At 70.6% G+C, this 11409-nt stretch carries 18 protein-coding genes; 7 read left to right on the top strand and 11 right to left on the bottom strand.

Annotation, left to right across the window (positions count from 1 at the left end; genetic code table 11):
- Nucleotides 1-7 precede the first annotated feature (7 nt).
- Nucleotides 8-502, top strand: a complete 495-nt coding sequence (locus ACFWV3_RS37500; RefSeq protein WP_382418671.1) for a DUF2231 domain-containing protein — start codon at nt 8-10, stop codon at nt 500-502.
- Here the strand turns inward: ACFWV3_RS37500 and ACFWV3_RS37495 are convergent.
- Genes ACFWV3_RS37495 through ACFWV3_RS37480 form a run of 4 tightly spaced genes read right to left on the bottom strand, consistent with a single transcriptional unit; the run spans nt 460 to nt 3020 of the window.
- Nucleotides 460-876, bottom strand: a complete 417-nt coding sequence (locus ACFWV3_RS37495) for an OsmC family protein (RefSeq protein WP_382418670.1) — start codon at nt 874-876, stop codon at nt 460-462. The two genes, ACFWV3_RS37500 and ACFWV3_RS37495, sit on opposite strands and share 43 nt — an antisense overlap.
- Nucleotides 873-1643, bottom strand: a complete 771-nt coding sequence (locus tag ACFWV3_RS37490) for an MBL fold metallo-hydrolase (RefSeq protein ID WP_382418669.1) — start codon at nt 1641-1643, stop codon at nt 873-875. The genes ACFWV3_RS37495 and ACFWV3_RS37490 overlap by 4 nt, the downstream gene beginning before the upstream one ends.
- Nucleotide 1644: 1 nt before the next feature.
- Entirely contained in the window at nt 1645-2394 is a 750-nt protein-coding gene (gene murI, locus ACFWV3_RS37485; protein ID WP_382418755.1) for a glutamate racemase, read from the bottom strand.
- Between the two features lie 11 nt (nt 2395-2405).
- Nucleotides 2406-3020 carry a rhomboid family intramembrane serine protease gene (locus ACFWV3_RS37480; RefSeq protein ID WP_382418668.1) on the bottom strand — a complete coding sequence of 205 codons (615 nt, stop codon included), beginning with the start codon at nt 3018-3020 and terminating at the stop codon, nt 2406-2408.
- A gap of 32 nt (nt 3021-3052) precedes the next feature.
- On the opposite strand from ACFWV3_RS37480, the gene ACFWV3_RS37475 reads away from it, so the two are divergent.
- Nucleotides 3053-3913: an SMP-30/gluconolactonase/LRE family protein gene (locus tag ACFWV3_RS37475; protein WP_382418667.1), complete on the top strand. Its 861-nt coding sequence runs from the start codon at nt 3053-3055 to the stop codon at nt 3911-3913.
- A gap of 328 nt (nt 3914-4241) precedes the next feature.
- On the opposite strand, the gene ACFWV3_RS37470 is transcribed toward ACFWV3_RS37475, so the two are convergent.
- From ACFWV3_RS37470 to ACFWV3_RS37460, 3 genes are read right to left on the bottom strand one after another with little or no spacing between them, the layout of a single operon-like run.
- Complete coding sequence (locus ACFWV3_RS37470; protein WP_382418666.1) at nt 4242-5192, bottom strand: PLP-dependent cysteine synthase family protein; 951 nt, start codon at nt 5190-5192, stop codon at nt 4242-4244.
- A gap of 7 nt (nt 5193-5199) precedes the next feature.
- Complete coding sequence (locus ACFWV3_RS37465; RefSeq protein WP_382418665.1) at nt 5200-5472, bottom strand: MoaD family protein; 273 nt, start codon at nt 5470-5472, stop codon at nt 5200-5202.
- A gap of 28 nt (nt 5473-5500) precedes the next feature.
- Complete coding sequence (locus ACFWV3_RS37460; protein WP_330852565.1) at nt 5501-5911, bottom strand: M67 family metallopeptidase; 411 nt, start codon at nt 5909-5911, stop codon at nt 5501-5503.
- 110 nt (nt 5912-6021) lie between these two features.
- On the opposite strand from ACFWV3_RS37460, the gene ACFWV3_RS37455 reads away from it, so the two are divergent.
- The 3 genes from ACFWV3_RS37455 to ACFWV3_RS37445 are packed head-to-tail and all read left to right on the top strand — an operon-like array spanning nt 6022 to nt 7296.
- Nucleotides 6022-6366 (top strand): ArsR/SmtB family transcription factor, encoded by a 345-nt coding sequence (locus ACFWV3_RS37455; RefSeq protein ID WP_382418664.1) that lies wholly within the window; start codon nt 6022-6024, stop codon nt 6364-6366.
- Nucleotides 6359-6880 (top strand): SRPBCC family protein, encoded by a 522-nt coding sequence (locus tag ACFWV3_RS37450; protein ID WP_382418663.1) that lies wholly within the window; start codon nt 6359-6361, stop codon nt 6878-6880. Before ACFWV3_RS37455 ends, ACFWV3_RS37450 begins: the two co-directional genes overlap by 8 nt.
- The gene (locus ACFWV3_RS37445) at nt 6877-7296 is read left to right on the top strand and encodes an SRPBCC family protein (RefSeq protein WP_382418662.1); all 420 of its coding nucleotides are present in this window, start codon (nt 6877-6879) and stop codon (nt 7294-7296) included. Before ACFWV3_RS37450 ends, ACFWV3_RS37445 begins: the two co-directional genes overlap by 4 nt.
- Here ACFWV3_RS37445 and ACFWV3_RS37440 read toward each other — a convergent pair.
- From ACFWV3_RS37440 to clpS, 4 genes are read right to left on the bottom strand one after another with little or no spacing between them, the layout of a single operon-like run.
- Nucleotides 7280-7576: a hypothetical protein gene (locus ACFWV3_RS37440; RefSeq protein ID WP_382418661.1), complete on the bottom strand. Its 297-nt coding sequence runs from the start codon at nt 7574-7576 to the stop codon at nt 7280-7282. The genes ACFWV3_RS37445 and ACFWV3_RS37440 overlap by 17 nt on opposite strands.
- Nucleotides 7577-7593: 17 nt before the next feature.
- Nucleotides 7594-8505, bottom strand: coding sequence for a P1 family peptidase (locus tag ACFWV3_RS37435; RefSeq protein ID WP_382418660.1), 912 nt, complete (start codon nt 8503-8505; stop codon nt 7594-7596).
- Nucleotides 8502-9059, bottom strand: a complete 558-nt coding sequence (locus ACFWV3_RS37430; protein ID WP_382418659.1) for a DUF2017 domain-containing protein — start codon at nt 9057-9059, stop codon at nt 8502-8504. The genes ACFWV3_RS37435 and ACFWV3_RS37430 overlap by 4 nt, the downstream gene beginning before the upstream one ends.
- Entirely contained in the window at nt 9056-9355 is a 300-nt protein-coding gene (clpS, locus tag ACFWV3_RS37425; RefSeq protein WP_030469591.1) for an ATP-dependent Clp protease adapter ClpS, read from the bottom strand. Before clpS ends, ACFWV3_RS37430 begins: the two co-directional genes overlap by 4 nt.
- 79 nt (nt 9356-9434) lie before the next feature.
- Here clpS and ACFWV3_RS37420 point away from each other — a divergent pair, with 79 nt between their 5' ends.
- Nucleotides 9435-10718: a nicotinate phosphoribosyltransferase gene (locus tag ACFWV3_RS37420; protein ID WP_382418754.1), complete on the top strand. Its 1284-nt coding sequence runs from the start codon at nt 9435-9437 to the stop codon at nt 10716-10718.
- A gap of 1 nt (nt 10719) precedes the next feature.
- The gene (locus tag ACFWV3_RS37415; protein ID WP_382418658.1) at nt 10720-11259 is read left to right on the top strand and encodes an isochorismatase family protein; all 540 of its coding nucleotides are present in this window, start codon (nt 10720-10722) and stop codon (nt 11257-11259) included.
- The last annotated feature ends 150 nt before the right edge of the window (nt 11260-11409 follow it).

Below are 11409 nucleotides of genomic sequence, written 5' to 3'. Positions count from 1 at the left end.
GAGAGACATGCTGACGATCGACGGTATTCCGCTTCACCCGTTGCTGGTGCACGCGGTGGTCGTGCTGTTGCCCCTCGCGGCGCTCAGCGCGGTCGCGATCGCGCTGGTCCCGAGCTGGCGGCGCAGGTACGCGTGGCCTGTTCTCGGGGTCACGCTGGCCGGTGTCGCCGCTGTTCCCGCCGCCAAGCAGGCCGGTGAGGACCTGATGAGCGCGCTCGAGAAGAACGGCGTGCAGAACCCCGCCATCCAGGCGCACGCCGAGCTCGGCGACCTGCTGTTGCCCATCGCACTCGGGTTCGGGGTCGCGGTGATCGCGCTGCTGGTCGCGGGGCGGCTCGCGGACAGGGAGCGGCAGGCCGACGCACCCACCACGAAGACGTGGCGGGTGATCTCAGTCGTGGTGTCCGTGCTGGTGGTGCTGCTCGCGGTCGGGGCGACCGTGCAGACCGTGCGCACCGGTCACAGCGGGTCCGGGGCCGTCTGGAGGGGCACGGGGAGCTGAAGCGGCGCCGTCGCCGACTGCTTCAACGTCCGCGTGACCGTGCAGAACTGCTCCACGGCGCGCCGGACGACGGTTTCGAGCGCTTCCGGGTCGTCCACGCCGGACAGGTCGTACGAGAGCGTCACCGGGATGGAGATCACCTCGTTGCCGCTCTCGGACTGGACGGCGTCCGCGGTCGCGGAGAGCTCGTCCGTGCCTGTTCGGCGCAGCACGAGTGTCTCGGACGTCACGAGCGCGCAGCCGGCGGCGGCCGCCACCAGCAGCTCCACCGGGCTGAACGAACCCTCCTGGCCCTTGCGGCCGATGCGCACCGACGCGCCTCTGTCGTTCTTCGCGACGAACTCGTGCTCGCCGACGCGCTCCACGTTGATCATGTCCGCTCCCCCACCACCTCGTACCGGCCGCCCTCTACGACCAGCTCACACGGTCCGTCGAAGGCCGACTCGGCCTCCTTCAGCACGTCCTCGCGCGACGTCCACGGCGGTACGTGCGTGATCAGCAACCGTCCGACGCCCGCGCGGGCCGCCAGCTCGCCCGCCTGCCGCCCGGACAGGTGCAGGTCCGGCTGGCGCTGCGGGGTGTGCGTCCAGCTCGCCTCGCTCAGCAGCACGTCCACGCCGGACGCCAGGGAGTCGAGCGCCTCGCAGGGCCCGCTGTCGCCGGTGTAGGCGAGGGACACTCCGCCGTGCGAGATGCGGAACCCGTAGGCCTCACAGGGGTGTGCCACCAGGGCGGGCTCCACGATGAACGGTCCGATGTGGACCGGGGCGCCGAGCGGGTGGAAGGAGAAGACGTCGCTGAAGTCCAATGACGACCGTTCGGCGGCATCGGGCGCGTAGCCGGCGACGAACCGCGAAGGCGCCTCGGCGGGCGCGTAGACCGGTAGCGGCTGTTCCGGCGGCGTCGGGTGGTACTTGCGCGCCACGTACAACGACGACACGTCGATGCAGTGGTCCGGGTGCAGGTGCGAGAGCAGCAGGGCGTCCATCGAGAACAGCGGGCGTTCTTCCTGGAACCGCGACAGCACCCCGTTGCCGAACTCCAGCGCCAACGTGAACCCGTCGGCCTCCAGGAGGTATCCCGACGCCGCCGCGCCGGGTCCGGGAATGCTGCCGGAGCAGCCGAGCACGGTCAGCAGCACGTCAGCCCCACTGTTCGAAGGTCGGCAGGAACCGGGCGGCGAGCTTCGCGAACCGCTCCGGCGGCCCGGTGCACGTGATGCGGTGCACCGGCGGTTCCGACGCGAACTCGTCGCGTTCGGTCAGCAGCCGCACGACGTCCTTGACCGTCTCCTCTGCGCTCGACACCAGCGTCACGTGCTCGCCCATGACGATCTGGATCACGCCGGTGAGCAGCGGGTAGTGCGTGCAGCCGAGCACGACCGTGTCGACGTCGGCGCGCTGCAACGGCTCCAGGTAGGCCTGGGCCAGTCCGAGCACCTGCCGTCCCGAGGTGATGCCGCGCTCGACGAAGTCGACGAACCGGGGACACGCCGCCGCCGTCACCGTCGCGTCGCGCGCCGCCTGGAACGCGTCCTGGTAGGCGTGCGAGTTGATCGTGCCTACCGTGGCGATCACGCCGATGCGCCCGCTGCGCGTCGTCATCACCGCACGCCGCACCGCGGGGAGGATCACCTCGACCACGGGCACGTCGTAGCGTTCGCGGGCGTCGCGGAAACAGGCGGCGGACGCGGTGTTGCACGCGATGACGAGCATCTTCGAGCCTTCGTCGACGAGCCGGTCGCAGACCTCCAGCGCGTGCTTGCGGGCCTGCGCGATCGGCAGCGGCCCGTAGGGACCGTTCGCCGTGTCGCCGATGTAGTGGATCGACTCGCCCGGCAACTGGTCCATGATCGCGCGGGCGACCGTGAGGCCTCCGACGCCCGAGTCCATGATCCCGATCGTCACGCCGTGAATGTAGCCGGTGAGCTGGTCCTGCGGTTGTCGCGCGAGACACCCCACGCCGCCATTACTCCACCGATTGCGCCGAACAGGTGGCCTTCCCACGACACACCCGGCTGTCCGGGCAGGACACCCCACAAAGCGGCCCCGTACAACGCGAACACGCCGACCGCGATGACGAGCTGCAGCCACGAGCGCGCGAACAGCCCGCGCACGAGCAGGAAGGCGAGGAACCCGAACACGAGCCCGGACGCGCCGATGTGGCTGCCGGGGCTGCCGAACACCCACACGCCGAGCGCGGACGTCAGCCAGATGACGGCGGTAACCTGGAAGAACTGCTTGAGCCCACCCGAGCTCGCGAGGAAACCGAGCAGCAGCAACGGAACCGCGTTGCCGGTGAGGTGGCTCCAGTCGCCGTGGATCAGGGGCATCCACAGCAGGTTGTCCCACTCGCTGAAGTCGCGCGGCCGCACGCCGTCGTCCTCGAGCGAGCCACCGGTGGCGACGTCGAACGCCTCGACGACGTAGAGGAAGCCGACGAACCCGGCCACGACGAGCAGCGACAGCACGGGGTGCGGCGGGATGACCCGTTTCGCGAGGGCGGCAGTGCGGTCCACAAGTCCAGAGTACGTGGACATAAGCTGATCAGGTGTCGATTGAAGTAGCGGTGCGCGCATCGGCCCAGCTCGGCGAGGGCCCCACGTGGGACCACAGCAGCTCCACGTTGCTGTGGGTGGACATCCTCGCCTCCGAGGTGCACCGCTACGCGCCCGCGAGAGACGACGACGCGGTGCTCTCCGTGCCCCAGCACGTGGGCGCTGCCAAGCCACGCGCGCACGGCGGCATCGTCTGCAACCTGCGCGACGGCATCGCGCTGATCGACCGAGACGGCAACAAGAGCTGGCTCGTCTACTGGGCCCGCGACGGCGTGCGCGGCAACGACGCGGGCATCGACCCCTCGGGTCGCCTGTGGGCCGGCACGATGCGCTACGACCAGGCGGCGGACGAGGGCTGGCTCGCGCGGGTCACCGGCGACGGCGCCGCGAAGGTCATGGTCGACGAGGTGAACACGAGCAACGGCGTCGGCTGGAGTCCCGACGCGTCGCTCATGTACTTCATCGACACCCCGACCCGCCGCATCGACGTCCTGGACTTCGACAACGACTCCGGCACCATCGCTCGCCGCCGCCCGTTCGCGCACGTCGGCAACACCGACGGCTGGCCGGACGGGCTGTGCGTCGACGCCGACGGGTGCGTGTGGGTCGCGCTGTGGGGCGGCCGGGCGGTGCGCCGCTACACGCCGGCCGGGGAGCTGGACCGGGAGATCGCGCTGCCGGTGGACAACCCGACGGCCTGCTGCTTCGGCGGGCAGGACTTCACGGACCTGTACGTCACGTCGGCTCGGGTCGGGTTGTCGGACCAGGCGTTGGCGGAGCGGGAGCTGAACGGGTCGGTGCTGGTGCTGCCCGGGGTGGGGACCGGGCTGCCGGGCGTCGCGTTCGCGGGCTGACGCCGGGGGCGGCTGCGTTCGGCGGGGTCGGCGGTGGGGTAGGCGTCGGGGATCGGCCAAGGGCGTCGGCGAGCCGTTCGCGGGAACCGCGAGTCCGCCACGCGGTGTGGCCGACGTGGCCGGCCCAGCAGGGGAACCGAGCCGAAGGCCACCGCCCCGGTGCCCAGCCGGAAGCCCGAGCCCCAGCCGGAAGCAGCCGCCCGGTGTCTCGCCGCCGAGCTGAGCCGCGCCCGTGTGAACGGCCCGTGCGCACGCTGACGCAGGCGTCCCCCCGAGCCGGGAACCCCTGCGTCACAACGTACTCGGCACCCCCGACAAGATCGTCGGGCTAAGCCCAGAGGTGCCCGTCCAGCTTCGCGGCGGCCTCGTCCAACGTCCCCGCGTAAGCCCCGGTCGACAGGTACTTCCACCCCGCGTCCGCCACCACGAACACGATGTCCGCGGTCTTGCCCGCGACCTCCGCCTTCTGCGCCACGGCCAGCGCCGCGTGCAGGATCGCGCCCGTCGAGATGCCCGCGAAGATGCCCTCGGTCTCCAGCAGCTGCCGGGTGCGGCGCAGCGCGTCGTACGAGCCGACCGAGTAGCGGCCGGTCAGCACCGACTCGTCGTAGAGCTCCGGCACGAAGCCCTCGTCGAGGTTCCTCAGCCCGTAGACCAGCTCGCCGTAGCGGGGTTCGGCGGCGATGATCTGCACGTCGGGCTTCGCCGAGCGCAGGTACCGCCCCACCCCGACCAGCGTGCCGGTGGTGCCCAGCCCGGCCACGAAGTGCGTCAACGTGGGCAGGTCGGCCAGGATCTCCGGGCCGGTGCCGCGGAAGTGCGCCTCCGCGTTCGCCGGGTTGCCGTACTGGTAGAGCATGATCCAGTCCGGGTTCTGCTTGGCGAGCTCCTTGGCCGTGGCGACGGCCTGGTTCGACCCGCCCGCGGCCGGCGAGAACACGATCCGGGCGCCGTAGGCCTGCAGCAGCTGCTTGCGCTCGGTCGAGGTGTTCTCCGGCATCACGCAGACCAGGCCGTAGCCCTTGAGCTTCGCGGCCATCGCCAGCGAGATGCCGGTGTTGCCGGACGTCGGCTCCAGGATCGTCGCGCCGGGACGCAGCACGCCGTCCCGCTCCGCCGCCTCGATCATGGCCAGCGCTGGCCGGTCCTTGATCGAGCCGGTCGGGTTGCGGTCCTCGAGCTTCGCCCAGATGCGCACGTTCTCGGACGGCGACAGCCGCGGCAGGCCCACCAGCGGGGTGCCGCCGAGCGCGTCCAGGAGCGAGTCGTAGCGGGCCATGGGGAGATCAGCCGCCCGCGACGGCCGGGAGGATGGTGACGTTGTCGCCGTCCTTCACCGGAGCGGTGAGGCCGCCGGCGAAGCGCACGTCCTCGTCGTTGACGTAGACGTTGACGAAGCGGTGCAGCGCACCCTCCTTGACCAGGCGGGCCTTGAGGCCGCCGTGGTTGTTCTCCAGGTCGTCGATGACCTCGGCGAGCGTCGTGCCGGTGGCGGACACCGACTTCTCGCCCCCGGTGTGGGTGCGCAGGATGGTCGGGATCGACACGGTGACGGCCATGATGGTTCTACCTCCGCAGAAACGTAACTCAGGATTCGATGATCTTGACCGGTTCCTCGGTCACGACACCGTCGACGATGCGGTACGACCGCAGCTCGTGCTCGATCGGGTCACGCGTCGAGACCAGCACGTAGTGGGCCTCCGGCTCGCCCGCGAACGAGATGTCGGTGCGGGACGGGTACGCCTCCGTCGCGGTGTGCGAGTGGTAGATGACCACCGGCACCTCGTCGTTCGCGTCCATCTCGCGCCACACCTTGAGCTGCTCGGCGGCGTCGAACCGGTAGAACGTGGGCGACCGCTCCGCGTTCTCCATCTCGACGAACCGCTCGGGACGGTCGGACCCGTACGGCCCGGCGATCACCCCGCACGCCTCGTCGGGATGGTCGCGGCGCGCGTGGGCCACCATCGCGTCCACCAGGTCACGGCGAATCACCAGCACGCGCTCAATCCTACGGGCTGGCAGGAGTTGTCTCGGTATGCGAGATACCCACGTCACCCTGCTTGATTTAGATCTGGCTTATATTAGGGACGACTACTACAGTGGCCGCCGTGCACGCGTTCGACGTACTCGGCGACCCGGTGCGCCGGCGGATCCTCGAGCTGCTCGCGACCGGCGAGCGGGCGGCGGGTGACGTCGGCGCGGCGGTCCAGGAGGAGTTCGGGATCACGCAGTCCGCCGTGTCGCAGCACCTGAAGGTGTTGCGCTCGGCCGGGTTCGTCCAGGTCAGGCCGGAGGGCACCCGGCGGGTCTACGCGGTGGCGCCCGACCCGTTGCGGGAGGTCGACGCGTGGCTCGACCACTTCCGGCGGTTCTGGGAACCGCACCTCGACGCGCTCGCGACCGAGCTGGCGCGCGGCAAACGGGAACGCAGGCTGGAGGCAGAGGGTGACTGATCGCAGCTTCGAGGACGGCAAGCTCGTCGTCCGGCGGCACTACAAGGCGGGGCGGGAGGACGTCTGGGACGCCATCACCACCCCGGAACGCCTGGTCAGGTGGTTCCTGCCGATCACGGGCGACCTGCGGGTCGGCGGCCGCTACCAGCTGGAGGGCAACGCGGGCGGCGAGATCGTCCGCTGTGACCGGCCCCGCGAGATCGGCCTGACCTGGGAGATGGGCGGCGGCGTCACGGAGGTGCTCGTCGCGCTCGAAGACCAGGGCGACTCCACCGTCCTGACGCTCTCGCACTCCCCCGTGCCCGGCGAGCTCATCCCGAACGCCTCGCCGACGACGTGGGGCCTCGGCGCGGGCTGGGAGATGGGCCTGAACGCGCTGGAGAAGTTCCTCGACGGCAGCCTGCCCGACGGCGCCGCGCAGGACTGGATCGCCACCGCGTCCCACGAGGACCTGGTCGCGGCGGGTGTCCAGGCGCAGCAGATCAGCGACGCCTGGGAAGAGGTGCTCGGATGAGGTTCACCAAGGAAGTCGTGCTCGACAAGCCCATCGACCGGGTCCGCGTGCTCACGTCCGACCCCGGCCACCTGCACCACTGGCAGCCGGACCTCGTCAGCATCACCCAGCACGGCGACACGCCCGGTGCCGCCGGCTCGACCGCGACGCTCGAGTACCGCAAGTTCACGCTCGAGGAGACGGTGCTGTCCGCGACCGCCGACGAGCGGATCTCCCGCTACGCGACGACCGGGATGGTGCACACCATCACCAACCGGTACTCGGTCGTCGACGACCAGCACACCCTGCTGGTCTGCGACAACGAGTTCGAGCTGTCCGGGCTGCTCAAGCTCGGCAGGAAGGTGGTGGAGAGGACGCTGCGCGAGCAGGTCGAGCGCAACGTCGACAGCTTCAAGGCGTTCATCGACGCCTGCTGAGCACCACCACGAGGTAGAGGCCCAGCAACGCCACTCCGCGCCGCCGTTGTGCCTGGTCGAGGCCGCGCCACGCGGCCAGCTCCGCCCACGCGGCCAGGGGCGTGACGGCCACGCCGAGCTTCATCAGCACCTTCCCGAACCCCGGCGGCACGAGGAACGACGCGACGAAGAGCCCGGCGGGTGCGACCACCGCCAGCTCCCTGCCGGGGATCTCGCGCGCCGCACCGGGCGGGGCGAGCTCGGTGACGACTCCTGCTGCTTGATCGATGACATCGGCCATGCCGGAGGACTACCCGCTCAGAGGTCGCGGAATGCGGTCACACCGTTCAACGTCGTCGCCTCGCGCACACCGGACACCACGGCCTCGGCGAACATGTCGGCAGCGGCCGTGCACAAAGCGTCCAACGCGAACGCGCGCGGCTCGGCCAGCGGCACCGCACCCGTGGCCAACGCGAACACCGTGTCGCCGTCGAACATCGAGTGCGCTGGTCGCACCGCGCGGGCGAGGCCGTCCTGCGCGGCCATCGCGAGCCGCTGACACTCCGCTTTGGACAGCTCCGCGTCCACCGCGACGACCCCGATCGTGGTGTTGAGGCCGTCCGGCTTGCGTTCGGGCAGCGCGACGGCGGTGGTGCCCAGCGACGGCAGCCACGGCAGGCCGGACGCGCGGTCGACCACCTCACCGGCCGCGTTCACCACGGCCAGCGCGCCGACCTGGTGCGCACCGACCGTCGTCGAGGCGACGCCGACACCGCCCTTCAACGACCCGACGCGCGCACCGGCACCCGCGCCGACGCAGCCCAGCTCGAACTCCTCGGCGGCCGCCTCGCAGGCCGCGTGGCCGAACGACGCGTCCGGCCGGTTGCCCCACTCGGACATCGGCAGGTCGAAGATCACGGCACCCGGCACGATCGGCACGACGTGGTGCGGCTCGGCGCCGACCCGGAACCCGATCGAGCGTTCGGACAGCCAGCGCATCACGCCGTCGGCCGCGGCGAGCCCGTAGGCGGAGCCGCCGCTCAAGCACACCGCGTGCACCTGCTGAACCAGGTTCGACGGATCCAGCAGGTCGGTCTCCCTGGTGCCGGGCGCACCGCCACGGCCGTCGACGGCGCCGACGGCCCCGGCGGGCACGAGCACCACGGTCGTCCCGGTCGCCCAACCGGGTTCGACGCGGTGGTGGTGCCCGACGAGCACGCCGGGGATCACGGCATCATCGCCTCGACCAGGGTGTCCTGCACCCAGGTCAGCCAGTGGTAGACGCCGAGGTGCGGCGAGCGCGGGTCCTCCGGCGGCAGCTCGTCCGGCATGTCCTCCGTCACGTCCAGCGCCGTCCCGAGGGCCAGCCGCACGTCGTTGAGCGACGCGAGCCACGCCTCGGCCTCACCGATGGAGAGCCGGATCTCACCGCCGTCGGGCGAGCAGGTCTGCAGCACGGTCTCGGCCGCGCCGGTCTTGTGGTCGAGCAGCTCCGGCTCGTGCAGGGAGCGCAACGCCGCCGCCGAGTTCACCTCGTCCGGGTCGGGCGCGTCGTCGTCGAGCCGGTGGAAGTCGGGCAGCAACCGGCCGAGGATGGGGTCGTCCGGAGCCTCCGACGGGCCTGTTCTGATGCCCGTCAGCTCGGCGAGCTCGTCCTGCGGCGCCTCCTCGGCGCGGGCCAGCAGCATGTCCTGGATCTGGCTGACCAGACCGCGCACGACCGCGGCCTCCTGCTGGTCGAGACGGCCGACGACGACGTCACCGTCGCGGATCCACCGCTTCACGAGGCCCGCTGCATGGTCGCCCAGAGCCCTGCCGCGTGGAGCTTCGCCACGTCGGCCTCCACCTTGTCCTTGGTGCCCGATGTCACGATCGCCTTGCCCTTGTGGTGCACGTCGAGCATCAGCTTGGTCGCCTTGTCCCTGCTGAAGCCGAACAACTTCTGGAACACGTACGTCACGTACGACATGAGGTTGACCGGGTCGTTCCAGACCACGGTCTGCCAGGGCCGGTCCTCCGCGGCGATCTCCGCGCCGACGGCCTCTGGCTGCGTCCGTTCCTGTTCGACGGGCGTGGTCATACCGCCAATGGTGTCATGTTCGCCGCAGTGGCGGAGACCGCATGCGACTAAACCGGATGCGACCTTAGGGTTGGTGACCATGAACTCGACGGCGTTGCTGACAGACCACTACGAGCTCACGATGCTCGCGGCCGCGCTGCGTGACGGTACCGGTGACCGTCCGTGCGTGTTCGAGGTCTTCGCCCGCAGACTGCCCGACGGCCGCCGCTACGGCGTCGTCGCCGGGGTGAACCGGCTGCTCGAAGCGATCGAGGAGTTCCGCTTCGGCGAGGAGGAGATCGACCAGCTGCGCCGCAACGCCGTGGTCGACGATTCGACTTTGGAATGGCTCGCGAACTACCGGTTCTCCGGGGAGATCGACGGGTACCCCGAGGGCGAGCTCTACTTCCCCGGATCCCCGGTGCTGACGGTCAGGGCGTCCTTCGCGGAGGGGGTTGTGCTGGAGACGCTCGCGCTCTCGATCCTCAACCACGACAGCGCCATCGCGTCCGCCGCCGCCCGCATGGTGAGCGCCGCGAACGGCCGGCACATGATCGAGATGGGATCCCGCCGCACGCACGAGGAAGCCGCCGTGGCGTGCGCCCGCGCGGCCTACCTGGCGGGCTTCCACGCGACCTCCAACCTCGAAGCGGGCCGCAGGCACGGCATCCCCACGGCCGGCACGTGCGCGCATGCGTTCACGTTGCTGCACGACACCGAGGAAGAGGCCTTCCGCAGCCAGATCGAGGCGCTGGGCGTCGGCACGACGTTGCTGGTCGACACCTACGACATCTCCGAGGGCATCAAGAAGGCCGTCGCGGTCGCGGGCCCCGAGCTCGGCGCGATCCGGATCGACTCCGGCGACCTCGGCGTGATGGCCAGGCAGGCCCGCGACCAGCTCGACTCGCTGGGCGCGAAGAACACCCGGATCGTCGTGTCGAGCGACCTCGACGAGTACGCCATCGCCGCCCTGCGCGCGGAGCCCGTGGACGCGTACGGCGTGGGCACGTCGGTCGTGACCGGCTCCGGCGCCCCGACCGCGGGCATGGTCTACAAGCTGGTCGAGGTCGACGGCAGGCACGTCGAGAAGCGCAGCACCTCGAAGCAGTCGCGCGGCGGCTGGAAGAAGGCGTTGCGCCGCCACAAGGACACCGGCACGGCCATCGAGGAGGTCGTGTTCCAGGCCTCGTCCGAGCCGGAGCTGGCCGAGCACGACCGGCTCGTGCAGCTCCCGCTGATGCGCGACGGCCGCACGACCGACGAGGTTCCGACCCTGGAGCAGAGCCGCGAACGCTTGCGCGCGGCTCTGGTGAGCGTGCCGTGGGAAGGTCTCAAGCTCTCGCGCGGCGAGCCCGCGATCCCGACGATCTACCTGGAAGGCTGACATGACCAAGGCGTTGATCGTCGTCGACGTGCAGAACGACTTCTGCGAAGGCGGTTCCCTGGCCGTCGCGGGTGGCGCCGCCGTCGCGGCCGCCATCTCGCGGCACATCGCCGCGTCGGCGTACGACCACGTGGTGGCGACGCGGGACTACCACGTCGACCCCGGCGACCACTTCTCGCTGACGCCGGACTTCATCGACTCGTGGCCGGTGCACTGCGTGGCGGGCTCGCCCGGCGCGTCGTTCCACCCGGAGCTCGACGTGTCCGGCATCGAGCAGGTCTTCTCGAAGGGCCGGTTCGCCGCCGCCTACTCGGGTTTCGAGGCGGAGAACGACCTCGCGGGCTGGCTGACGACCAAGGGTGTGACCGAAGTGGACGTCGTGGGCATCGCGACCGACCACTGCGTGCGGGCCACGGCTCTGGACGCGCACCGCAACGGGTTCCGCACTCGGGTGCTGGTGGATCTCACGGCGGCGGTGGCCGTGACCACTCGTGATGCCGCTGTGGAGGAGCTGCTCGCTGCGGGTGTTGTGGTGTCGTAGCGCTGGGGTTCTCGCGGATCTTTTGGGTCGCGTGGGTTGGGGTGGGTGCTGTTTGGCGTTCGGGTTCCTGTTTCGGGCGCGGGGCTCTGCCCCGGACCCCGCCAACTGATCAAAGACCGCCCAGCGCCGTTAGCGGGTTGATGGCACGCC

The sequence above is a fragment of the Lentzea sp. NPDC059081 genome, assembly GCF_042738015.1.
Taxonomy (GTDB): Bacteria; Actinomycetota; Actinomycetes; order Mycobacteriales; family Pseudonocardiaceae; genus Lentzea.
This window is presented reverse-complemented; position numbering and strand designations above follow the sequence as displayed.